The organism is Burkholderia sp. D-99, assembly GCF_011605345.1.
In the GTDB taxonomy this organism is placed as follows: domain Bacteria; phylum Pseudomonadota; class Gammaproteobacteria; order Burkholderiales; family Burkholderiaceae; genus Burkholderia.
The window spans coordinates 257,867-279,263 of the sequence record NZ_JAAOXM010000010.1 but is presented as its reverse complement, the minus strand read 5'-3'; the positions used below and the strand labels follow the sequence as shown (position 1 = coordinate 279,263).

At 69.3% G+C, this 21,397-nt stretch carries 26 protein-coding genes and 1 pseudogene; 18 read left to right on the top strand and 9 right to left on the bottom strand.

What is annotated here, in order from left to right; all coding sequences use genetic code 11:
* Both HAV18_RS29580 and HAV18_RS29575 read left to right on the top strand, forming a co-directional pair.
* Positions 1 to 438: TerC family protein (locus tag HAV18_RS29580; RefSeq protein WP_407062443.1), on the top strand; the 438-nt coding region annotated here is incomplete at its 5' end.
* Between the two features lie 93 nt (positions 439 to 531).
* Positions 532 to 867 (top strand): zf-TFIIB domain-containing protein, encoded by a 336-nt coding sequence (locus HAV18_RS29575; protein WP_166963202.1) that lies wholly within the window; start codon positions 532 to 534, stop codon positions 865 to 867.
* A gap of 87 nt (positions 868 to 954) precedes the next feature.
* Here HAV18_RS29575 and HAV18_RS29570 read toward each other — a convergent pair whose 3' ends face one another.
* Together HAV18_RS29570 and HAV18_RS29565 are read right to left on the bottom strand one after the other, a co-directional pair.
* The gene (locus tag HAV18_RS29570) at positions 955 to 1,365 is read right to left on the bottom strand and encodes an Hsp20/alpha crystallin family protein (protein ID WP_166963200.1); all 411 of its coding nucleotides are present in this window, start codon (positions 1,363 to 1,365) and stop codon (positions 955 to 957) included.
* A 16-nt stretch (positions 1,366 to 1,381) separates the two neighbouring features.
* On the bottom strand, positions 1,382 to 1,822 hold the full coding sequence (locus tag HAV18_RS29565; protein ID WP_166963198.1) for an Hsp20/alpha crystallin family protein: 441 nt from the start codon (positions 1,820 to 1,822) through the stop codon (positions 1,382 to 1,384).
* Positions 1,823 to 2,069: 247 nt separating this feature from the next.
* Here HAV18_RS29565 and HAV18_RS29560 point away from each other — a divergent pair, with 247 nt between their 5' ends.
* Complete coding sequence (locus HAV18_RS29560; RefSeq protein WP_166963196.1) at positions 2,070 to 2,987, top strand: 3-hydroxyacyl-CoA dehydrogenase NAD-binding domain-containing protein; 918 nt, start codon at positions 2,070 to 2,072, stop codon at positions 2,985 to 2,987.
* A gap of 54 nt (positions 2,988 to 3,041) precedes the next feature.
* On the opposite strand, the gene HAV18_RS29555 is transcribed toward HAV18_RS29560, so the two are convergent.
* Both HAV18_RS29555 and HAV18_RS29550 read right to left on the bottom strand, forming a co-directional pair.
* Positions 3,042 to 3,323, bottom strand: a complete 282-nt coding sequence (locus tag HAV18_RS29555; protein WP_166963194.1) for a DUF4148 domain-containing protein — start codon at positions 3,321 to 3,323, stop codon at positions 3,042 to 3,044.
* 171 nt (positions 3,324 to 3,494) lie between these two features.
* Positions 3,495 to 4,343, bottom strand: a complete 849-nt coding sequence (locus HAV18_RS29550; RefSeq protein ID WP_166963192.1) for a LysR substrate-binding domain-containing protein — start codon at positions 4,341 to 4,343, stop codon at positions 3,495 to 3,497.
* Between the two features lie 329 nt (positions 4,344 to 4,672).
* On the opposite strand from HAV18_RS29550, the gene madL reads away from it, so the two are divergent.
* The 11 genes from madL (at position 4,673) to HAV18_RS29495 (ending at position 13,435) form a co-directional block, all read left to right on the top strand.
* Positions 4,673 to 5,068 (top strand): malonate transporter subunit MadL, encoded by a 396-nt coding sequence (gene madL / locus HAV18_RS29545; protein WP_048242453.1) that lies wholly within the window; start codon positions 4,673 to 4,675, stop codon positions 5,066 to 5,068.
* Between the two features lie 11 nt (positions 5,069 to 5,079).
* Positions 5,080 to 5,847, top strand: a complete 768-nt coding sequence (madM, locus tag HAV18_RS29540) for a malonate transporter subunit MadM (RefSeq protein WP_166963190.1) — start codon at positions 5,080 to 5,082, stop codon at positions 5,845 to 5,847.
* A gap of 134 nt (positions 5,848 to 5,981) precedes the next feature.
* Positions 5,982 to 7,628, top strand: a complete 1,647-nt coding sequence (mdcA, locus tag HAV18_RS29535) for a malonate decarboxylase subunit alpha (RefSeq protein ID WP_166963188.1) — start codon at positions 5,982 to 5,984, stop codon at positions 7,626 to 7,628.
* 10 nt (positions 7,629 to 7,638) lie between these two features.
* Positions 7,639 to 7,953, top strand: coding sequence for a malonate decarboxylase acyl carrier protein (gene mdcC, locus HAV18_RS29530; protein WP_034183256.1), 315 nt, complete (start codon positions 7,639 to 7,641; stop codon positions 7,951 to 7,953).
* Positions 7,950 to 8,885, top strand: a complete 936-nt coding sequence (locus HAV18_RS29525; protein WP_166963187.1) for a biotin-independent malonate decarboxylase subunit beta — start codon at positions 7,950 to 7,952, stop codon at positions 8,883 to 8,885. Before mdcC ends, HAV18_RS29525 begins: the two co-directional genes overlap by 4 nt.
* Positions 8,872 to 9,579: a biotin-independent malonate decarboxylase subunit gamma gene (gene mdcE / locus HAV18_RS29520; RefSeq protein WP_166963186.1), complete on the top strand. Its 708-nt coding sequence runs from the start codon at positions 8,872 to 8,874 to the stop codon at positions 9,577 to 9,579. Before HAV18_RS29525 ends, mdcE begins: the two co-directional genes overlap by 14 nt.
* Positions 9,566 to 10,234: a malonate decarboxylase holo-[acyl-carrier-protein] synthase gene (gene mdcG / locus HAV18_RS29515; protein ID WP_166963184.1), complete on the top strand. Its 669-nt coding sequence runs from the start codon at positions 9,566 to 9,568 to the stop codon at positions 10,232 to 10,234. The genes mdcE and mdcG overlap by 14 nt, the downstream gene beginning before the upstream one ends.
* Positions 10,231 to 11,097, top strand: a complete 867-nt coding sequence (gene mdcB, locus HAV18_RS29510) for a triphosphoribosyl-dephospho-CoA synthase MdcB (protein WP_166963182.1) — start codon at positions 10,231 to 10,233, stop codon at positions 11,095 to 11,097. Before mdcG ends, mdcB begins: the two co-directional genes overlap by 4 nt.
* Entirely contained in the window at positions 11,094 to 12,026 is a 933-nt protein-coding gene (locus tag HAV18_RS29505; RefSeq protein ID WP_166963180.1) for an acyltransferase domain-containing protein, read from the top strand. Before mdcB ends, HAV18_RS29505 begins: the two co-directional genes overlap by 4 nt.
* 117 nt (positions 12,027 to 12,143) lie before the next feature.
* Positions 12,144 to 12,665, top strand: coding sequence for a phospholipase D-like domain-containing protein (locus HAV18_RS29500; RefSeq protein WP_166963178.1), 522 nt, complete (start codon positions 12,144 to 12,146; stop codon positions 12,663 to 12,665).
* A gap of 125 nt (positions 12,666 to 12,790) precedes the next feature.
* Complete coding sequence (locus HAV18_RS29495) at positions 12,791 to 13,435, top strand: phosphoribosyltransferase family protein (RefSeq protein ID WP_166963176.1); 645 nt, start codon at positions 12,791 to 12,793, stop codon at positions 13,433 to 13,435.
* A gap of 7 nt (positions 13,436 to 13,442) precedes the next feature.
* On the opposite strand, the gene HAV18_RS29490 is transcribed toward HAV18_RS29495, so the two are convergent.
* The gene (locus tag HAV18_RS29490; protein ID WP_166963174.1) at positions 13,443 to 14,660 is read right to left on the bottom strand and encodes a polyhydroxyalkanoate depolymerase; all 1,218 of its coding nucleotides are present in this window, start codon (positions 14,658 to 14,660) and stop codon (positions 13,443 to 13,445) included.
* 171 nt (positions 14,661 to 14,831) lie between these two features.
* Between HAV18_RS29490 and HAV18_RS29485 the strand changes: the two are divergent.
* Together HAV18_RS29485 and HAV18_RS29480 are read left to right on the top strand one after the other, a co-directional pair.
* Positions 14,832 to 15,455 (top strand): annotated as a pseudogene (locus HAV18_RS29485) (glutathione S-transferase); the annotation flags it as partial.
* Positions 15,456 to 15,689: 234 nt separating this feature from the next.
* On the top strand, positions 15,690 to 15,896 hold the full coding sequence (locus HAV18_RS29480) for a hypothetical protein (RefSeq protein ID WP_208102170.1): 207 nt from the start codon (positions 15,690 to 15,692) through the stop codon (positions 15,894 to 15,896).
* Positions 15,897 to 16,005: 109 nt separating this feature from the next.
* On the opposite strand, the gene proP is transcribed toward HAV18_RS29480, so the two are convergent.
* On the bottom strand, positions 16,006 to 17,493 hold the full coding sequence (gene proP / locus HAV18_RS29475; RefSeq protein WP_166963167.1) for a glycine betaine/L-proline transporter ProP: 1,488 nt from the start codon (positions 17,491 to 17,493) through the stop codon (positions 16,006 to 16,008).
* Between the two features lie 539 nt (positions 17,494 to 18,032).
* Here proP and HAV18_RS29470 point away from each other — a divergent pair.
* Positions 18,033 to 18,365: a YnfA family protein gene (locus tag HAV18_RS29470; protein WP_122944979.1), complete on the top strand. Its 333-nt coding sequence runs from the start codon at positions 18,033 to 18,035 to the stop codon at positions 18,363 to 18,365.
* Between the two features lie 34 nt (positions 18,366 to 18,399).
* Here HAV18_RS29470 and dnaQ read toward each other — a convergent pair whose 3' ends face one another.
* The 3 genes from dnaQ to HAV18_RS29455 are packed head-to-tail and all read right to left on the bottom strand — an operon-like array spanning position 18,400 to position 20,425.
* Positions 18,400 to 19,134 (bottom strand): DNA polymerase III subunit epsilon, encoded by a 735-nt coding sequence (gene dnaQ, locus HAV18_RS29465; RefSeq protein ID WP_166963166.1) that lies wholly within the window; start codon positions 19,132 to 19,134, stop codon positions 18,400 to 18,402.
* 38 nt (positions 19,135 to 19,172) lie between these two features.
* Positions 19,173 to 19,616 carry a ribonuclease HI gene (rnhA, locus tag HAV18_RS29460; protein WP_011351593.1) on the bottom strand — a complete coding sequence of 148 codons (444 nt, stop codon included), beginning with the start codon at positions 19,614 to 19,616 and terminating at the stop codon, positions 19,173 to 19,175.
* Positions 19,613 to 20,425 carry a class I SAM-dependent methyltransferase gene (locus HAV18_RS29455; protein WP_166963164.1) on the bottom strand — a complete coding sequence of 271 codons (813 nt, stop codon included), beginning with the start codon at positions 20,423 to 20,425 and terminating at the stop codon, positions 19,613 to 19,615. The genes rnhA and HAV18_RS29455 overlap by 4 nt, the downstream gene beginning before the upstream one ends.
* A gap of 18 nt (positions 20,426 to 20,443) precedes the next feature.
* On the opposite strand from HAV18_RS29455, the gene gloB reads away from it, so the two are divergent.
* Complete coding sequence (gene gloB, locus HAV18_RS29450; protein ID WP_166963162.1) at positions 20,444 to 21,250, top strand: hydroxyacylglutathione hydrolase; 807 nt, start codon at positions 20,444 to 20,446, stop codon at positions 21,248 to 21,250.
* Positions 21,251 to 21,397 lie beyond the last annotated feature (147 nt).

Genomic DNA, 21,397 nt, shown 5'->3' with positions numbered 1-21,397 from the left:
ACCGAGATCCATCACCACGTGTCGCACGACGGTGAAGGCTCGGGCGGTGCCGGCGGCGCGGCCGGCCTGACGGTGTGGGCCGCGATCGGCCAGATCGTGATGCTCGACATCGTGTTCTCGATCGACAGCATCGTGACCGCGATCGGCATGACCGAACACGTGCCGATCATGTTCGTCGCGGTGATCGTCGCCGTCGCCGTGATGCTGTTCGCTGCCCAGCCGCTCGCACGCTTCATCGACCGCAACCCGACCATCGTGATGCTCGCGCTGTCGTTCCTGGTCGTGATCGGCATGACGCTGATCGCCGAAGGTTTCGGTTCGCATGTGCCGAAGGGTTACATCTACGCGGCGATGGCGTTCTCGGCTTTCGTCGAGGGTATGAACATGCTGGCGCGGCGCGCGAAGGCGAAGCGCGCGGCACGGACGGAAGGCCACTGAGCCGCTGCGCGCGACGCCGGCTGCCGCCGAGGCGTCCGGCCCGCGCGCGTCATACGGAATCCAGACGAAATTCTCACCGAAAGGAGAAGCGCGATGAAATGCCCTGTCTGCAAGACGCCCGACCTGCTGATGGCCGAGCGCCAGTCGATCGAAATCGACTACTGTCCGACCTGCCGCGGCGTATGGCTCGATCGCGGCGAACTCGACAAGCTGATCGCGCGCGAGACCGGCGATGCGCCGGTGCGTCGCGACGAGACGCCCACTCAGCACGATGCGCAAGCGCCGCGCGGCCGCGACGACGGGTGGGGGCGCGACGGCCGCTCGCACGACGAGCGTGACCGACACGACAGCCGCTCGCGCGACGATCGTTACAAGCATGACGGCCAGCGTCGCCGGAAATCGGTGTTCGACCTGTTCGACTTCGACTGATTGCGCTGCACGTCGTAAAAAAGCCCCGCCGGGAGCGTACCCGGCGGGGCTTTTTCATGCGTGCGGGATGACGGCACGCACCGGTGCTTACGCGTTGCCGGCGGTCACGTCGATGCGGCGCGGACGTGTTTCCTCACGACGCGGAATCGTCAGCGTCAGCACGCCGTCGCGCAGGTTCGCGTCGATCCTCGACGTGTCGAGATCGGGGCTCAGCACGAAGCTGCGCGCATAGCGCGTCGCACGGATTTCGGCGTGCCGCACGCGGAGGTCGGCCGGCGTGTCGAGGTGCGTGTCGGCTTCGATCGTCAGCGTGTTGTCGTGTACCTTCACGTCGAGGTTCTCGCGCGGCACGCCCGGCAGGTCGGCCCGCAGCGTGACGCCGAGATGATTCTCGTCGATGTCGACGGCCGGCGTGATCGCGGGCCGGCGAGCCGCCTCGGCAGCAGCGGGGTGGACGGTGCTCGTTTGGCGCTCGGCCAGGGTCGGGTTCGCATTCATGTCGGTATCCTGAATATTATTGAACGGTGATTGCGCGCGGCTTCGATGCCTCGCGCCGGCCGACGCGAATCAGCAGGCAGCCGTTTTCATAGCGGGCGCTGACCTGGTCGGGATCCGCGTCCCGTGGCAACTCGACGACGCGGCGGAACGCGCCGTGAAAGCGCTCCTGCGCATAGGTGCGCGGATCGTCGCCTTCGCCGCGGGGCGCAGGCTTGCGCTCGCCGCTGATCGTCAGCAGGTCCTTGTCGATCGATACGTCGAAGTCGGCCGCGGCCATGCCGGGCGCGAACGCGACGATCTCGATGGCGCCGTCGGTCGCGCCGACGTTGAGTGCGGGAAAGGCGCCGGGCCGCACCGCGCGAATGCCGGACGGACGGTCGCCGAGCAGGTTCGCCACCTGCCGCTGCACGCGGGCGAATTCGTCGAACAGGTCGCTGCCGAAATGGATACCGCTCATGTTGGTCCTCCTGAACAGGGAACACGGGAGACGTGACGGCGCGGCGCCTGCGGCGGGCGCGACGTGGGGGCTCCACTGGGTCGAAACGGGGGCGGTGCGTTGCATGCTGCACTGCCCGACGACGAGTAATTAGTGGCCGCCGCGGCGCATTTCAAGAGGGAATCTGCAATCTGCATCAATGCATGCCCGTGGGATTCGATGCGACAATCGCCGCGATCTATCTGCAGACCAACGACACGGGACAACCATGGACATTCGACGCATCGCGATCGTCGGCGCCGGCGTGATCGGCGCGAGCTGGGCCGCTTTCTATCTGACGCAGGGTTTCGACGTCGTCGCGACCGATCCGGCGCCGCAAGCCGACGCGCGGCTGCGCGACGCGCTGGCCGCGTTTCTCGGCGAGCGGGCCGCCGAACTATCCGCGCGGCTGTCGTTCGACGCCGATCTCGTGCGCGCGCTCGACGGCGTCGACTTCGTGCAGGAGAACGGCCCGGAGCGGCTCGACCTGAAGCGTGCGCTGTACCGGCAGATGGACGACGTGCTGCCCGCGCACGTGCCGATCGCGTCGAGTTCGTCGGGCCTGAAAATGTCGGACATCCAGACCGCGTGCGACAAGCATCCGGAACGTTGCCTGATTGCGCATCCGTTCAATCCGCCGCACCTGATTCCGCTCGTCGAGCTGGTCGGCGGCGAGGCCACCGGCCAGGACGTGATCGCGCGCGTGAAGGCGTTCTACGATGCGCTCGGCAAGCAGACGATCGTCCTCAACAAGGAGATGACCGGCCACGTCGCGAACCGGCTCGCGGCCGCGCTGTTCCGCGAGGTGTATCACCTCGTCGGCGAAGGCGTCGTGAGCGTTGCCGATGCGGACAAAGCCGTCGCATGGGGCCCCGGCCTGCGCTGGGGGCTGATGGGGCAGTGCCTGACCTATCACCTCGGCGGCGGCGCGGGCGGCATCGCGCACTTTCTCGAACACCTGTCGGGGCCGATCACGAGCTGGTGGGACGACCTCGGCACGCCGTCGTTCGATCCGGACGTCGATCGCAAGCTGAACGACGAATTGCGCGCGATCCAGGGCGAGCGCTCGATGCAGGAACTGGCGGCCGAGCGCGACCGCCTGCTCGTCGAGCTGATCGACGCGCGGCGCCGCAGCTTCCTGCCGTAATCGCGCCGCGGCGGAGCGTTTCGGTCGGGCCGCGATCGGTCGGGCCGCGCTCGGCTACTGCTGCGCAGCCGTTTGCGGTGCCTGCGGCGCCTGGGCAAGCCACGACGGACTCGTGGCCTGCACCAGTTCGCGGTTGCGCGCGCGTGTCGCGGCGTTCGGCGGGTAGTTGCCGTCGTTCGTCGGCAGTTCGCCGTCGAGATAGGCCTGCTTGAGTTGTGCAATGACTTCCGCGCGGGTCAGCCCCTGCGCGGGCGCCGTGGCGTCGGTCGTCTGGGCAAAGGCGGGGGACAGCAGGGCGGCGGCGGCGGTCGCGACGGCGAATCGCAAGACATTCATGGCGTGCTCCGATCAAGGGGACGGGACACCGGATGCGCGCGGCGGCTGGCCGTGCGTTCCGATGGGTCCCATTGTCGCGAGCGCGTGCTGCGCGGACGATGACGCGTTCCGGGCAAAGCTGTCAGGTGCGGGCCGGGCCGGCCGCGCATGCTTGCGTCGCGCCCGGCGCGGTTACAACTCCGACGCTGCCGCGATCAGCGTGGCTTCGAGTGCGAGCGTCGATCGCGACGCGGCCGCCGGCCGGTCGATCACGTATTCGAGTTCGCCGAGTTCGGGCAGCCCCGCGTCGAGCCGCGCGAGCCCGGCCGGGATCACGTAGCCGGCGAACGCGCTGACGCCGAGCCCCGCGCTTGCAGCGGCGCGCAACACCGCCACGCTGCTGCTCACGACGGCGATCCGGTACGGCCGCCCGACGGCTTCGAGCGATTCGAGCACGCGGCGGCGCGACACGCTCGGCTCCGGATGCATCGCGAGCGGCAGCACGGTCTCGTGGCCGGTGATCCGCGAATCGGGGCCCGTGCACCAGTACAACGGTTCGCTGCGGATCACGCGGCCGCGCCGGCTGCCCGCGATGCGCTTGGCAAACACGAGATCGTGCCGCCCTTCGTCGAGCGCGTCGAACAGGTCGCCCGACAGCCCGGTCGAGATCGCGAGCTCGACGTCCGGATTGCGCTGCACGAAGCTCGCGAGCGCGGCCGTCAGGTGCGCCGACGCGAAATCCTCCGACATCGCCAGCCGCACCTTGCCCGACAGCGGCGGCCCGCACACCGACGTGACGGCTTCATCCATCAGTTCGAGGATGCGCACCGCGTAGCGGAACAGCGCGTCGCCGTGCTGCGACAGGTGCACGTTGCGCGTGTCGCGTTCGAACAGCGGCCGGTCGAGCAGCTCCTCGAGGCGGCGGATGTGCTGGCTGACGGTCGACTGCGACAGGCTCACGCGCTCGGACGCGGCGGTGAAGCTGCCGGACTGGGCGACGGCGACGAAGCTGCGCAGCAGCTCGGGCGGTAACGGACGCATTGCTAAATCCACTGAATCGGTTTCGACAACTTCATAAATGGCCGGAGATTGCGGGGCTAGTATCGGAACACGCCCCGTTGCGGCCCGCGCAACGGGACGAACCGGACGCGCAACCCGCGTCGTGCCCCGGGGCTGTATCGGTCAGTCTACGGCATCCGGCGTCCGGCCCGAAACCGCATCATCCCATCGACCGCCCGAGAACGCGTCCGCATGACGGGCCGCCGGGCCGCGGCGCACCGCCGCAGGAGACAGTCCGCGCACGGGATCGGCGTGCGGGGCCGGCTCCTGCATGCGTCCGGCGCCCGTCACGAAGAGACTGGAGACGACTCATGATCATCTACGGAACCGCGCTGCTGGCGTTCTGCCACCTGGCCGGACTGTTCCTCGGCGACCTGCTGGGCACCGCGATCGGCGTGAAGACCAACGTCGGCGGCGTCGGCATCGCGATGCTGCTGCTGATCTGCCTGCGCCTGTGGCTGCACCGGCGCGGCTGGCTGCCGAAGGAAACCGAGGCCGGCGTCGGTTTCTGGGGCGCGATGTACATCCCCGTCGTCGTCGCGATGGCCGCGAACCAGAACGTCGTCGCCGCGCTGAAGGGCGGCCCCGTCGCGCTTCTGGCTGCCGTCGGTGCGGTCGCGATCTGCGCATGCTGCATCGCGGTACTCGTGCGCACCGGGCGCGACGACACGGCCTTCGCAGGCGTGCCGCAATTCGAAGAACAGTGACGGAGGCCGCCATGCTGCAGATGCTCGAAAAAACCGTCGCCCACAACGGGCTCGTCGCGTCGTTCGCACTGGTCGGCCTGATCATGTGGCTGTCGTCGGTCGCGTCGCGCAAGCTCACGTTCGGGCGCGTGCACGGCTCCGCGATCGCGATCGTGATCGGTCTCGCGCTGGCTTACGTCGGTGGCGCATTCACCGGTGGCGAGAAGGGGATCGCCGACGTGCCGCTGTTCGCGGGCGTCGGCCTGATGGGGGGCGCGATGCTGCGCGATTTCGCGATCGTCGCGACCGCGTTCGAAGTGCAGCCGACCGAGGCACGCAAGGCCGGGCTCGTCGGCGTCGTGTCGCTGCTGCTCGGCACCGTGCTGCCGTTCATCGTCGGCGCGTGCATCGCGCGCGCATTCGGCTATACCGACGCGGTCAGCATGACGACCATCGGCGCGGGCGCCGTCACCTACATCGTCGGCCCCGTGACGGGCGCGGCGATCGGCGCGAGTTCCGACGTGATCGCGCTGAGCATCGCGACGGGGCTCGTGAAGGCGATCATCGTGATGGTCGGCACGCCGGTCGCGGCCAACTTCATGGGCCTGAAGACGCCGCGCTCCGCGATGATCTTCGGCGGCCTGGCCGGCACCGTCAGCGGCGTGAGCGCGGGGCTCGCCGCGACCGACCGCCGGCTCGTCCCGTACGGCGCGCTGGTGGCGACGTTCCATACGGGCGTCGGCTGCCTGCTCGGGCCCTCGGTGCTGTTCTTCGCGACGCGCGCGCTGGTCGGCGCGTAGGCCCGACCGATGTGCGGCCCGTGCGCGGGCCGCATCCATCGCGGCGTCCTCTGAGTCGCATTCGTCAACATCATCAATCGGCGGCGGCGCCAGGCTTAGAATGCCGCTGAACCATCGAAGCGGGAGAACTGTTCATGACGGGATGGAATCACGCGCGGCAGGCGCGCGATGCACGCCTCGCGGCCGGTGCGCGTTTCGCGCAGGGCAAGCGGGTCGATGCGCGCGACGCCGTCGCGTTGCTCGAAGCGGTGCTGCGGCCCGGCGACCGCGTCTGCCTCGAAGGCGACAACCAGAAGCAGGCCGACCTGCTCGCGACGGCGCTCGCCGACGTCGACAGCGCGAAGATCCACGACCTGCACATGGTGCAGTCGGGCGTCGTGCTGCCCGAGCATCTCGACGTGTTCGAGCGCGGTATCGCGAAGCGCCTCGACTTCGCGTATTCGGGCCCGCAGTCGCAGCGCATCGCGAAGCTGCTGTTCGGCGGCAAGATCGCGCTCGGCGCGGTGCACACCTATCTCGAGCTGTTCGCGCGCTACTTCATCGACCTCACGCCGCAGGTCGCGCTGATCGCCGCAGTCAGTGCCGATCGCGACGGCAACCTGTACACGGGCCCGAACACCGAAGACACGCCGACCGTCGTCGAAGCCACCGCGTTCAAGGACGGCGTCGTGATCGCGCAGGTCGACCGCATCGTCGACAAGGTGCCGCGCGTCGATATCCCGGGCGACCGCGTGCATTTCGTCGTCGAGGCCGGCCGGCCGTTCTACGTCGAGCCGCTGTTCACGCGCGATCCGGCTGCGATCACCGAAACGCAGATCCTCACCGCGATGCTTGCGATCAAGGGCATCTACGAGCCGTACGGGGTCAAGCGCCTGAATCACGGGATCGGCTTCAACACGGCCGCGATCGAGCTGCTGCTGCCCACCTACGGCGAGAAGCTCGGGCTGAAGGGCAAGGTTTGCTCGCACTGGGCGCTCAATCCGCACCCGACGCTGATCCCCGCGATCGAATCGGGCTGGGTCGAGCAGATCCACTGCTTCGGCTCCGAGGTGGGGATGGACGACTACATCCGCGCGCGCTCCGACGTGTGGTTCACGGGCTCCGACGGCTCGCTGCGCTCGAACCGCGCGTTCTGCCAGACGGCCGGCCTTTACGCGTGCGACATGTTCATCGGCTCGACGCTGCAGATCGACCTGTCCGGCCATTCGTCGACGGTCACGGCCGAGCGGATCGCCGGTTTCGGCGGTGCGCCGAACATGGGCAGCGACGCGCGGGGCCGGCGTCACCCGAGCGAGCCGTGGCTGAAGGCCGGTGCGGAAGCCGACCCCGATACTCCGGCGGCGCTCAGGCGCGGCCGCAAGCTCGTCGTGCAGATCGGCGAGACGTTCGGCGACAAGAACGCGCCGATGTTCGTCGAGAAGCTCGACGCGCTCAAGCTCGCCGACAAGCTGCAGCTCGATCTCGCGCCGATCATGGTCTACGGCGACGACGTCACGCACATCGTCACCGAGGAAGGGATCGCGAACCTGCTGATGTGCCGTGACAAGGACGAGCGCGAGCACGCGATCCGCGGCGTCGCCGGCTATACGGAAGTCGGCCGCGGCCGCGACCGGAAGATGGTCGAGCGGCTGCGCGAACGCGGCGTGATCCGTCGTCCGGAGGATCTCGGCATCGATCCGCTCGACGCCGACCGCCGCTGGCTCGCCGCGCGCTCGATCAAGGATCTCGTGCACTGGTCGGGCGGGCTCTATGCGCCGCCGGCCCGGTTCCGCAACTGGTGAGGATGAGGGCATGGAACAGTTGAACTATCGCTTCACCGCGCGCGAGCGCGCGAAGGGCGAGCTGGCCGCGGCGCTCGTCGGCGTGGTGGCATCCGGCAATCTCGAAGTGCTCGTCGAGCGCGTGCTGCCGGGCAACGAATGCGAGATCGACATCCGCACCGCGGCGGTCGGTTTCGGCGCGGTGTGGCAGGCCGTGGTATCGGATTTCGTCGAACGGCGCACGCCGGGCGGCCTGAAGCTGTCGATCAACGACGGCGGCGCACGGCCCGACATGGTGTCGTTGCGGCTTGCCCAGGCCGTGCGCGCGATCGAGGGGGACGCATGATGAGCGAAGTGATCCACGACGCGCCCGCGTTCGTCGCGAACGGCGCGAGCTGGTACGAAGCATCGGCGCGGCAGCGCATCGACGGGCTGCTCGACGCCGGCAGTTTCAGCGAATTCCTCGGCCCGGCCGAGCGTGTGACGAGCCCGCACCTGCCGCTGTTCGACCTGCCGCAGCAGTTCGACGACGGCATGGTGGTCGGCCATGGCCGGCTCGACGGCCAGCCGGTGTTGGTCGCCGCGCAGGAAGGCCGCTTCATGGGCGGCGCGTTCGGCGAAGTGCACGGCGCGAAGCTCACCGGGCTGCTGCGCGCCGCGCGCGAAGTCGGCAAGCCGGTGCTGATCCTGTTCGATACGGGCGGCGTGCGGCTGCAGGAAGCGAACGCGGGCGAACTCGCGATCGCCGAGATCATGCGCGCGCTCGTCGACGCGCGTGCGGCCGGCGTGCCGGTGATCGGGCTGATCGGCGGGCGCGCGGGCTGCTATGGCGGCGGCGGGTTGCTCGCCGCGTGCTGCTCGGCGCTCGCGGTGTCGGAGCAGGGCCGCATCAGCGTGTCGGGCCCCGAAGTGATCGAGACCAATCGCGGCGTCGAGGAATTCGATTCGAAGGATCGTGCGCTGATCTGGCGCACGATGGGCGGCAAGCACCGGCGGCTGATCGGCGGCGCGGATCGCTACGTGGCCGATACGCCCGATGCGTTCCGCGCGGCCGCGCTCGAGCTGATCGGCCGCGCGCCGACGTTCGATGTGGCGATGCTGCGCGCGGAGCAGGCGCGCCTTGAAGCGCGTGTCGCACGGTTCGGCGAATGCAAGGATGCGCTCGACGTGTGGCGCACGCTCGGGGCCGACAAGCCGGAAGCGATTCCGGGCATGCCCGACGACACGTTCGCGTCGCTCGCCGACCAACTGCAGGAGAGCCCGCATGACGCTCGATGAAGTGCTGAATTCTTTGTTTCCCCAAGGCCATTCGATCGCGCGCACCGGCGGCCTGCTGACTGGCCACGCGGAACTGGCCGGCACACGCGTCGACGTGATCGGCGTCGCCGACCGTTTGCCGTTCGGCATCGACGAGGCGCTGACGCTTGCGGCGCGCGTGCTCGACACGATCGCGCGCGGCGGCGACACGCCGATCCTCGTGCTCGTCGACAGCGACAGCCAGCGGATGAGCAAGCGCGACGAACTGCTCGGTTTGAACGAAGGACTGTCGCATCTCGCCAAGTGCCTGATGCACGCGGATCTCGCCGGGCACCGGACGATCGGCCTGCTGTACGGCCACACGGCCGCGGGCGCGTTCATCGCGACCGCGCTCGCGACGCGCACGCTGCTTGCGGTGCCGGGCGCCGAGCCGGAGGTGATGGACCTGCCGTCGATGTCGCGCGTGACCAAGCTGCCGATCGACGTGTTGAAGGAGATGTCGCGCTCGACGCCGGTGTTCGCGCCGGGGCTCGACAATCTCGTGAAAATGGGTGCCGTCGATGCCGTGCTCGATCCGGCCCGCGCGCTCGACGCGCAGGTCGGCGAATGGCTCGACAAGCCGGCCGAGCGCGTTGACCAGCGCGCCGCGCGCGGCCGGCCGGTTGCCGCCGATGTCGCCCGGCGCGTCGAGGCACTCGCGCGTGCCGCACGCTGAGATGCCGCTGCGCCGCCACACGCTCGTCACGTTGACGGCGGCCGGGTGGGGCGCGGCATTCGCGCGCGATCCCGTGCTCGCGGCCGATCCGCTCGTGCAGGCATGGGCCGCGCGCGGCTGGCCGCTGATCGTGCGCCGCGCGTCACCCGACGAGGCCGATGCCGGCCGCGTGCCGCTTGGCCTGCCGCTGCCGCCTTCCGCGGGCAAGCGACGCATCGCGCTGAACGCAGCCGCCGATGCGCTCGCGACGGTCGGCCCGCTGCCCGCGTTGTCCGACGTGCTCGTGGCCGCGCCCGACGCATGGCGCGCGCCGTTGCGCGAGCTCGATGCGCTCGGCGCGCGGTGCGGCGTGCAGGGCCGCGTGTTCGGCAGCCTCGCATGGCAGGCGCTGACGGGCGAGCCCTACCTGGGTGAGTCGTCCGATCTCGACATCGTGTTCCCGCTGCCGGATGCCGCATCGATCGCGCCGCTGCTCGACGGCCTCGCGGCGATCGACGCGCGCGCGCCGATGCGCATCGACGGCGAACTGCTGCGCGACGACGGCGCGGGCGTCAACTGGCGCGAATTGCATGCGCGGCAGCCTGAAGTCGCGGTCAAGACCGCGATCGCCGTCGAACTGATGCCGGCCGACGCATTCACCGGAGGCGCGCGATGAGCGCATGGGCTGCCTGCCGTGCACCGGCGCCGTCCGAAGCCGAGCGCATCGCCGAACTGGCCGAGCGCAGCCTCGTGCTCGAGATCGACACCTATCCGAAGCCGGGGCTCGTCAGCCACGTCGACACCGGCAGTCATTCGGACATGGATGCCGCGACGTTCGCGCGCAGCGCCGCCGTGCTGCGGCCGTACTTCGCGGAACTGGCCGACGCGGGCGCGCGCGATGCGGACATGGCCGTGCTGCGCAAGATCGGCCTGCGTGCCGAGCATGCGATGCTCGCCGCGACCGGGGGCATCAATACGCATCGCGGCGCGATCTTCGGGCTCGGGCTGCTGTGTGCGGCGGCGGGCCGGCGCGCGATGGCGGGGACCCAGCCGGGCGGGATGACGCTCGGCGCGTTCGTGTCCCGCCGCTGGGGTACCGATATCCTCGGCGGCCCGCGCTTGCCCGACAGCCACGGCGAGCGCGCGAGCCGACACTACGGCGTCGGCGGTGCGCGCCGCGAAGCGGCCGACGGTTTCAGGACCGTGTACGCGATCGGGTTGCCCGCGCTGCGTCGCGCGAAGCGCGATTTGCCCGACGATCCGGAAGCCGCGCGCGTCGCCGCGTGCTTCGCGCTGATCGCCGCGCTCGACGATACGAACCTGCTGCACCGGGGCGGGCAGGCCGGCCTCGAGTTCGCGCGGGCGACCGCACGCGCGTTCGTTGCACGCGGCGGCGTGCGGGCGCGCGACTGGCGGCTGCGCGCAGTTGCCGCGCATCGTGCGTTCGTCGCGCGGCGGCTGAGCCCCGGCGGTGCGGCCGACCTGCTCGCGATGAGCGTCTTCGTCGATGCGCTCGAAGCCGACGGGGGCGCGCGATGACGCTGGCCATCCTCTGTTCGGGACAGGGCGCGCAGCGCGCCGACATGTTCGACCTGACCGGCACCGCGCCGCAGGCCGACGCGCTGTTCGCGCACGCCGGCCGGCTGCTCGGCGACGATCCGCGCGCGTGGGTCCAGCAGGCCGGGCCGGACGCGCTGCGCGAAAACCGTGCCGCGCAGATCCTCTGCACGGTCCAGGCGCTCGCGGGTGCCGCGCTGCTCGACGCGGTGTGGCCGCGCCGGCGCTGCGTCGCCGGCTACAGCGTCGGCGAAGTCGCGTCGTGGAGCGTCGCGGGGATGATCGAGCTGGAAGCCGCGCTCGACCTGGCCGATGCGCGTGCGCGTGCAATGGATGCCGCGAGCGGCGGCGACGAGCGGATGGTGTTCGTGCGCGGCCTGACGCGCGCGCAGCTCGCGCGATTGTGCGACGGCCGTGATGCGGCGATCGCGATCGCGAACCCCGGCGACGCGTTCGTGGTCGCGGGGCGGCAGCCCGATGTCGATGCGGTGGCTGAAGAAGCGTCGCGCGACGGCGCGCTGCGCGTCGCGCCCGTCTGCGTGCGGATCGCGTCGCACACGCGCCGGCTCGCCGCGGCCGTGCCGGCGTTTCGCGCAACGCTCGCCGCGACGCACGTACGGCGGCCGCTGCCCGGCACGCGGCTGTTTTCGGGCATCGACGGCGCGTCGGTGCTCGACGTCGATGCGGGCCTCGACAAGCTTGCCCGGCAGATCGCGGAGCCGGTCGAGTGGGCGGCCTGTCTTGCCGCCTGCGTGGAGGCCGGTGCGACCGCGTTTCTCGAACTCGGCCCCGGTCGTGCGCTGGCCGAGATGGCTGGTGGCGCGTACCCGGCATTGCCGGCGCGCAGCCTCGCGGATTTCCGTTCCGTCGACGGGGTGACGAGCTGGCTCGCGCGCGTTGCGGCCGGCTGACCGGCGGCCCGAAAAACAGGCTGAAACACAGTCGTCAGGCCCTCGTTCCACACTGTGTGTTGCGCCGGCGCAGCAGCATCGCAGCCGGCGCTTGCCACGCGATTTGGCATCGCTACAATGGCGCCCGCCATGAGACCAGCCGCCATCTTTCTCGCCGCGCTTTGCTGCGCGGCGAGCGCCCACGCCAGCCAGATTCCGTCCGACGCCGCATCGGTCGGCACATACTTTTCGTATGACAATGCGGCGGCCGACGCGACCGTCGACCTGATCGAGCAGGCGCAGCACCGCGTGTTGCTGGCCGGCTATACGCACGTGCCCCCTGCGGTCGCGAGCGCGCTGCGCGCGGCCCGCTCGCGCGGGATCGAGGTGCGTGTCGTGCTCGTGCGTTCGCCGCGCGCGGGCCGGTACAGCGGCGCGGGCTATCTGAAATCGTCGGGTATCGACGTGGCGATCGATTTGCGGCACGGCGATCCTGCGCCGCGCTTCGTGATCGTCGACGACAGCGTCGCGCTGACGACGCTGTCCGAGGGTGCGACCGCGCATGCGGAAACGGTGAATGTGTTCCATCGCGCCCCCGAGCTTGCGCAGTCCTATGCGCAGTCGTTCTGGCGGTTGTACCGGCAGGCCGGCGGCCTCTGACCCTTTCCTTCGGCGCCGTGCGCGCCGGTGTGACCCCGCTTGCATCGGCGCTGCCGATGAACCATGCTCGTTGACAGGCGCCGACGCGGGTTTCGCGCATCCGGCGCAACGGCAGGGAGCCGATCGTGTTCGAGTGTTTTGCCGATCGCGCCGATGCCGGCTGCCGTTTGGCCGATGCATTGCGCGATTACGCGGGGCGCAGCAATGTCGTCGTGCTCGCATTGCCGCGCGGCGGCGTGCCCGTCGCGTATCCGGTCGCTTGTGCGCTGCGCGCGCCGCTAGACGTGCTGGTCGTACGCAAGCTCGGTGTGCCGTCCGATCCCGAGCTCGCGATGGGTGCGATCGCGACGGGCGGTGCGATTCATCTGCAGCGTTCGGTGCTCCGTTCGATGAACGTGTCCGGCGCGCAGCTCGCCGATGTGATCGCGCGCGAGACGGTCGAACTGCATCGCCGCGAAGCGCTGTATCGCGGCGCCGCGCCGCCGCTGCCGGTCGAGGGGCGCATCGCGATCGTCGTCGACGACGGCGTCGCGACCGGCGCGTCGATGCGCGTCGCGCTGCAGGCGTTGCGCGAGCGCCGCCCGGCGCGCATCGTCGCGGCTGCCCCGGTCGCGCCGGCGGGCGCGCGGCATGCGTTCGACGATCTGGCCGACGCGTTCGTCACGGTCTCGCAGCCGCTGCCGTTCTTCGGGATCAGCCAGTTCTACGCGCGCTTCGAGCAGACGAGCGACGACGAGGTACGTGCGTTGCTCGACGCGGCCCAACTCTGACGCGGCGTCACGTCCGCGGGATGCGGTGCGGGCGAGGGCGGCGGCTTTCGGCCCACGCGAACACGCGCTGCAACATCGGATGGACCTCTCCGTGCCAGCGCACCCCCGTAAACAGCCCGTAGTGATCGCAGTCGTCGATGTCGACGCGGTAGCGCTCGTCGTCGGCGAGGCCGCTGCACATGTCGAGCGCCGCGTGCGTCTGGCCGGCGCCCGTGACCGCGTCGCATGCGCCTTCGACGGTCAGCAGCGCGACGCCGCGCAGCGCGGCCGGCTCGACGCGCTGGCCGCCCACGTCCCACGTGCCGTGCGCGAGGCTCATGCGCTGGAACACGATGTCGATCGTATCGAGGAAATACTCGGCCGGCATGTCGAGCAGCGCCGTGTATTCGAGCAGCGCACGCCGCGCGCCGGCGAGCCCGGTCATGTCGAAGCGCGACGCGGCCAGCGCGTACGCTTCGATCAGCGACAGGAAGCGCTGCGGGTACACGAGTGCGATCTCGCCCTGCTGCAAATAGGTGGGAAACACGTGACGGCCATGCCCCGCGAAACCGGGCGGCACGACGTCGATCAGGTGCCGGCGGCACCAGCCTAGCGAATGGGCAGCGGCGGCGTTGCCGAGCGAACTCGGATTGCGGCGCGCGTCGAGCGGGCCGCCGATCAACGTGACGCTCGCGGGCGGTGCAAGACCGCGAGCGGCGCGCAGTGCGAGCGCGCCGAGCACCGGCACGGTCGCCTGGCACACGGCGACCACATGCAGCGGCCGGTCGTCGTGCGCGAGCCCGTCGACGAAGCCGTCGAGCGTCGCGACATATTCGTCGAGCCCGAAGCGGCCCGACGCGAGCGGCACGTCGCGCGCATTGCGCCAGTCGGTCACGCAGACGTCGCCGTCCGCGAGCAGCGTCTCGACGGTTTCCCGCATCATCACGGCCGCATGCCCGGCGAGCGGCGCGCACAGCAGCACCGTGCGCTGCGCCTCGGTGCGCGCGAAGCGCCGCAGGTCGCAGAACGGTGTGTGCGCGACGACGCGCTCGCCGAGGGCCGGCCATCCGATGTCGAAGTGCGGGGGGGCGTTCGACGGCCCGAGCAGCGGCTCGAACAGGTCGTCGTAGCACGACGACGCGGCGTGCGGCAGCGTGGCCGCGGGCCACGCGTCGAACGCATGCCGCGTCGCCACGCGCCAGGCGCGCATCCATTCCCGCTGCTGCTCGACGAGGGCATACCACATGGCGAACCTTGGGGCGGAAGGGGCGTGAACTTGCATTATGGCCACTATGGCCGGACAACGTGAGCCCCGCGCGCCGCCGGCTGATGCGCATCAAGCGCACGGGCGCGCCAGGCGAAGCCCTGCGACGCTGCTACAGTCGTCGATCCCATTCCCTCGAGCGGAGCGTTTGCGATGAAGCTGATCGGCATGCTGGATTCCCCGTTCGTGCGCCGCGTCGCCATTTCGGCGAAGCTGCTCGACTTCCCGTTCGAACACGAGTCGATCTCGGTGTTCCGTCATGTCGAGCAGTTCAGGGCGCTCAACCCGGTCGTCAAGGCGCCGACGCTCGTGACCGGCGACGGCGCAACACTGCTCGACTCGTCGCTCATCGTCGACTATCTCGATCACCTGGTCGCGCCCGAGCGGCGCCTCCTGCCCGATGCCGCCGATGCGTGGCTGCACGCGCTCGTGCCGGTCGGTTTCGCGCTGGCGGCCGCCGAGAAGACGGTGCAGGTCGTCTACGAGCAGGCGCTGCGCCCGGCCGACAAGCAGCACGCGCCGTGGCTCGAGCGCGTGCTGAGCCAGATCGAGGGCGCATACGGCGCACTGGAGCCGCTCGTCGCCGCCGCGGACGGCTGGTTCGGCGGCGCGCGCCTGCTGCAGTCCGATGTGACGGTCGCGGTGGCGTGGCGTTTCACGCAGTTCATGGCGGCTGACTATCCGGCGCTCGCGCGGATCGATCCGGCCCGTTATCCGGCACTGGCCGCGCATTCGGCACGGGCGGAAGCGCTGCCGGTGTTTGTCGAGACGCCGCTCGTCCAGGGCCTGTTCACGCGAACAACGGGCTTGCGAACGTGCGCTGCCGGTCGCGGTGCAACGGATAAGGAGGGGCGACCGACCACCGCGCGCTGCGCCCGGTCGCCCGCCCGGCCTTGTCCGGCAAGCCTTTGCCGATTGTTCTCCGCGGCTGACAAGTGACTTCGCATTCGCGCGGTTTATCCGGAAGCGGCCGATCCCTAGAATCCACTCCATCGAATCACGCATTGCCAGATGGAGCCGATGATGAAAGCCCTGATCGAATCGAGCCTGTACCACCCGTCCCTCGTGTTGCCGCTTGCCGCGCTGACGCAGTTGATGGTCGAGCGCGATTTCAATCTCAGTCAGGTCGGGCCGATCGTCGCGGCGCGCGGCGCGCAGGCGGCCGTGTCACGGTCGCGTGCACTGATTTTCTGCCGCCACTGCGAAGCGCAAGCATGAGGGCGCTTGCGTCGCATGAATGAAAAAAAGCCCGGCCGGCGCAAGCCGGTCGGGCGGATGGGGTTCGATCGGGCCCCGGCTTCGGCCGGGGCTTTTTCATGGGCGACGCTCAGGCGCGCGCGGTCGATACGACAGGGTACATGCCGGAATCGTCGTCCTCGCGCATCTGGCGCACGAGCTGGTGGGCTTCGCGGCGCGTCGCGACGGCCGGCGGCGAGCCCTTGAGCGGCTGGCGCGCGGTTTCGGCGAGCGCGACGACCGACACGATGCCGATCACGGCGGCGCCCATCATGTAGTACGCGGGCATCATCAGGTTGTGGGTCACGTCGACGAGCCACGCGGTGACGAGCGGCGTCGTGCCGCCGAACAGCGACACCGACACGTTGAAGCCGATCGCGAGCGCGCCGTAGCGGATCTCGGTCGGGAACAGCGCCGGCAGTGCCGACGGCATCACGCCGGTAAAGCACGACAGCAGCACGCCGAGGATCAGCAGGCCGCCGAACACCGACGCGGTGGTGCCCGCATGGATCAGCATCATCGACGGGATCGACAGCACGAGCAGGCCGACACAGCCGGCGAGCATCACGGGCTTGCGGCCGATCCGGTCGGACAGGCGGCCGGCGGCGAGCGTCAGCGGCATCATCAGCACCATCACGATCAGCACGAGCACGAGGCTGTGCGATTCGTCGAAGTGCAGCGTCGACGACATGAAGCTCGGCAGGTACGACAGCACCATGTAGTCGGTCACGTTGAAGATCAGCACGAGGCCGACGCACTGCAGCAGCGCACGCCAGTTGCGCATCAGCGTGTCGCGGAAGCGCGCTTTCGGCACGGCCTTGTCCTGCGCTTCGCGCTCTTCGGCCTGGCGCTTGAACGCGGGCGTTTCCTCGAGCTTCATCCGGATGTAGAGACCGATCAGGCCGAGCGGGCCTGCAATCAGGAACGGCACGCGCCAGCCCCACGACAGCAGCGCTTCCTGCGACAGCGACGCGGTGAGCAGCGCGACGACGCCGGCGCCCATCACATAGCCGATCAGCGTGCCGAATTCGAGGAAGCTGCCCATGAAGCCGCGGCGCTTGTCGGTCGAGAATTCGGCGATGAAGGTGGCGGCGCCGCCGTACTCGCCGCCGGTCGAGAAGCCCTGCACGAGGCGGGCGACGAGCAGCAGCACGGGCGCCATGATGCCGATCGACGCGTAGCTGGGGATCAGGCCGATCGCGAAGGTGCCGACGGCCATCATGATCATCGTGGCGGCGAGCACGCGCTGGCGGCCGATGCGGTCGCCGAGCGGGCCGAACACCATGCCGCCGAGCGGGCGCACGAGGAATGCGGCCGCGAATGTGCCGAAGGTGGCGAGCAGCTGCGCGGACGGGCTGCTGGACGGGAAGAACACCTTGCCGAGTGTGACGGCGATGTAGCTGTAGACGCCGAAGTCGAACCATTCCATCGCGTTGCCGATGGCCATTGCGCTGACGGCGCGCTTGAGGAGGCTCTGGTCGACGACGGTTATGTCGTCCGCGACGAGCGGGGCTTCGCCGGACGACGAAGCGGAGGAAGAGACAGCGGTCGGGCTGACGTGTGTTGCGGTCAAGGTCATGCACTCCTTTGACTGCGCCGAACGGGCGGGCCGTCCGACACGGTTTGCCGGCGAGCGCGGTGTCGTGTGCGGCGCGTCGGGGCAGGCCATTAAGCACTTACTGCACAAAAGGCGATAAAGGGCCGTAAGGGGCTGCTTCGACGCGGGCCCGATGGGCCGTCGCGACAGTGCGCTCATGAAGAATGGGCCGCGTGATGCAGGCGGCAGATACCGGTGCGGACGGTGTGTCCGGCGTTCCGGCAACGCCCCGGAGGGGCAACGAAACGAGAAAAGCGGGCCTGTCGGGCGGGCTTTCCTGTGGGTGCAATTTCGGTCGAAGGCCCGGCCCGCAACGCGCGGACGGACTTCTCTCGAAATCGAATAGACAGAGATTGAATGTTGAAACAGGCGACATGATAGCACGATGACGGATGATCGCGCAAATTGCTGGGAAACGCCCGTCTGGCGGGGCGTCCGGCGGGGGCGGCTCGGGTATGATCGGCGGCGCACGGCGGGGCCGTGCCGCCCTGGTGACGGGGGCTGAATTCGCGAGGAACCGGATGACCGAACTGATGAGGATCGCGGCGCTGTTTGCCGCCACTGCGCTGGCCGAAATCGTCGGCTGTTACCTGCCGTGGCTCGTGCTGAAGGAGGGCCGGCCGGTATGGCTGCTGGTGCCGGCCGCGCTGTCGCTCGCGCTGTTCGCGTGGCTGCTGACGCTGCACCCGAGTGCGGCGGGGCGCACCTATGCCGCGTACGGCGGCGTGTATATCGCGGTAGCGCTGGTCTGGCTGCGGGTGGTCGACGGTGTCGCGTTGACCCGCTGGGATGTGGCCGGCGCAGCGCTCGCGCTCGGCGGAATGGCGGTCATCGCGCTGCAGCCGCGCGCGTGAGCACGGCCGCGGCGCGTGCCGCGTGCCACGTGTGTCAGGCCGTTTCGGCGGCGCCCGCGTCGGCCGACGCGCGCCATACGCAGGTGCCCTTGACCGACTTGTCGAGCTCGTCGAGCTGCGCCTGGTGCGCGGCGAGTTCGTCGTCGCTCGCGGCCACCACGGCCAGGTCGAGCGCGGCGAGCGACACGCGCTGACCGTTCGCCGCGCCGCCGTCGGCGCCCCCGTCGTCGAGCATGTCGATCACGAGGCTGTCCTGGCCGCGCGTCATCGCGAGATACACCTCGGCGAGCAGTTCCGAGTCGAGCAGTGCGCCGTGCAGTGTACGGTGCGCGTTGCTGATGCCGAAGCGGTCGCACAGCGCGTCGAGCGAGTTGCGCTTGCCGGGGAACATCTGCTTGGCCTGCACGAGCGTGTCGATCACGCTGCCGCATTGTTCGGTGAACGGCGGCAGGTCGAGCCGCGCGAATTCGGCATCGAGGAAGCCAAGGTCGAACGGCGCGTTGTGGATGATCAGCTCGGCGTCCTTCACGAAGTCGCGGATCTGGTTGGCGACTTCCGCGAATTTCGGCTTGTCGCTGAGGAATTCGGTCGTGAGCCCGTGCACCGCCAGCGCGCCCGGGTCGCTGTCACGCTCGGGGTTCACGTAGAAGTGCAGGTTGTTGCCGGTGAGCCGCCGGTTCAGCAGCTCGACGCAGCCGATTTCGATGAGGCGGTCGCCCGTGCGGGCGTTCAGGCCGGTGGTTTCGGTATCGAGAATGATCTGGCGCATGTCGGGGAAAACGTAGAAAACAAGGGGGCGGCCCGCGTTCAGGCCGTGAGCGATTCGACGCCGCGATTCGCGAGCGCATCCGCGCGCTCGTTTTCGGGATGGCCCGCGTGGCCCTTGACCCAGCGCCACTCGACCTCGTGCTGCGCGACGAGCGCGTCGAGCCGCTTCCACAGGTCGGCGTTCTTCACGGGCGTCTTCGCCGCGGTAATCCAGCCTTTCTTCTTCCAGCCGTGGATCCACTCGCTGATGCCTTTCTGCACGTATTGCGAGTCGGTATGCACGATCACCTGGCACGGGCGCTTCAGCGCTTCGAGCGCGGCGATCACGCCCATCAGCTCCATACGGTTGTTGGTCGTGTTCGGCTCGCCGCCGAACAGCTCCTTCTCTTTGTCGCCGTAGCGCATCAGTGCGCCCCAGCCGCCGGGGCCGGGGTTGCCCTTGCAGGCGCCGTCGGTATAGATGTCGATGGTATCGGTAGTCATGAATGCTCTTGATGGGTGGTCGGGGAGGCCGCCGGCGTCAGGCCCGGTGCGAGCACGGGCTTCTTCATCTTGATCTGGCCGACGAGACGCATGCCGCGCACGCGCTTGACGGCCGTCACCATGTAGACGGCGCCGAAGATCGGCCACCAGCGGTCGCCGGCGGACTCCATGAAGCCGCAGCGGGCCAGCCACTTGTCGGTGGCGAGCGGCGGCCGGTAGCAGCCGAAGCGGCCGCGTTCGAGGTCGAAGCCGAGCAGCTTGATCCAGTCCTTGAGCCGGATGAACGCGATCTGGTCGCGCGTGGCCGGCACGAACGGACGGTTCGCCATGCGCCCGAACGATTGCCGCATGCCCCACAGGCTGAGCGAATTGAAGCCGGTGATGACGAGCTGGCCTTCCGGCATCAGCACGCGCTCGGCCTCGCGCAGCAGGCGGTGCGGGTCGGACGTGAATTCGAGCGTGTGCGGCATCACGATCAGGTCGACGCTCTGCGACTCGAACGGCAGGTCGAGCAGGTCGCACCAGGTCGTGCTTCGATCGGCTGGTGCATGCTCGGGCGAATGGGCTTCGCGGGCCCACGGATACTGATAGGGCGCGCTCGCGCCGCTTGCCGGATCGAGCACGAGGCCACGATACGGCATGCGGTTCTCGCGCAACGCGTCGAGCTGCGGCAGGCCGAGCTGCAGCGCGTGGAACCCGAAGACGTCGGACACGATCCGGTCGAGCTGCGCCTGCTCCCAGCCCAGCACATAGCGGCCGGGCGGCGAGTCGGTCCAGGCGGGCCAGTCTATAATTTGACGATCAGACATAACGATGATTGCGCGCCCATGAACGAGCTGGAATACGTGCCGGTTCCGGCATTCGAAGACAACTATATCTGGCTCGTCTCGGACGGCCGCGATGCAATCGCCGTCGATCCGGGTGAAGCCGCGCCGGTGCGCCGGGTTCTTGCCGAACGAGGCTGGCGGTTGACCGCTATTTTACTCACGCACCACCACGCCGACCACGTCGGCGGTGTCGAGGCGCTGCGCAATAGCCAACCGGCCGATGTTCCGCTGGTCGTTTTCGGTCCCGCGGCCGAAGCGATCGGCGTGGTCACGCGGCCACTTTCGGGCGGCGATCGCGTGATGCTCGACGCACCGGCCGTCGCATTCGACGTGCTCGACGTGCCCGGTCACACGCGCGGCCACATCGCCTATTTCCAGGCGGCAGGGCAGTGCAACGCGGCGCCGCACGTGTTCTGCGGCGACACGCTGTTCTCGTGCGGCTGCGGCCGCCTGTTCGAAGGCACGCCCACGCAGATGCTCGCGTCGCTCGACGCGCTCGCGGCGCTGCCGGGCGACACGCACGTGCATTGTGCGCACGAATACACGCTGTCCAATATTCGCTTCGCGCTCGCATGCGAGCCCGGCAATGCGGCGCTCGCTGCGTGGCGTGACGAAGCGCAGGCGCTGCGCGCGCGGGGCGTGCCGACGCTGCCCACTACGATCGCTCACGAGCGTGCCGTTAACCCGTTCATGCGGGCGGACAGCGCGGCCATTCATGCCACGCTCGAGGCCGAGCTGCACGAAACAGTGCCGGATCGTCTGGCGGCATTCACGCTGATGCGCGAGTGGAAAAACCGGTTCCGATGACGTTTTCCGGAGGACTCCAAAGCTCAAGCGGTGTCTGTAAAAATTGCTCCAAATGTAGGATTTCGCTGAGTTTTCGGTGTTTTTATTGACGTGAAGCACGCACTTCCGTAGTATCGCCTGCAATTTCCAGCCGTCGGAAGCCGAGAT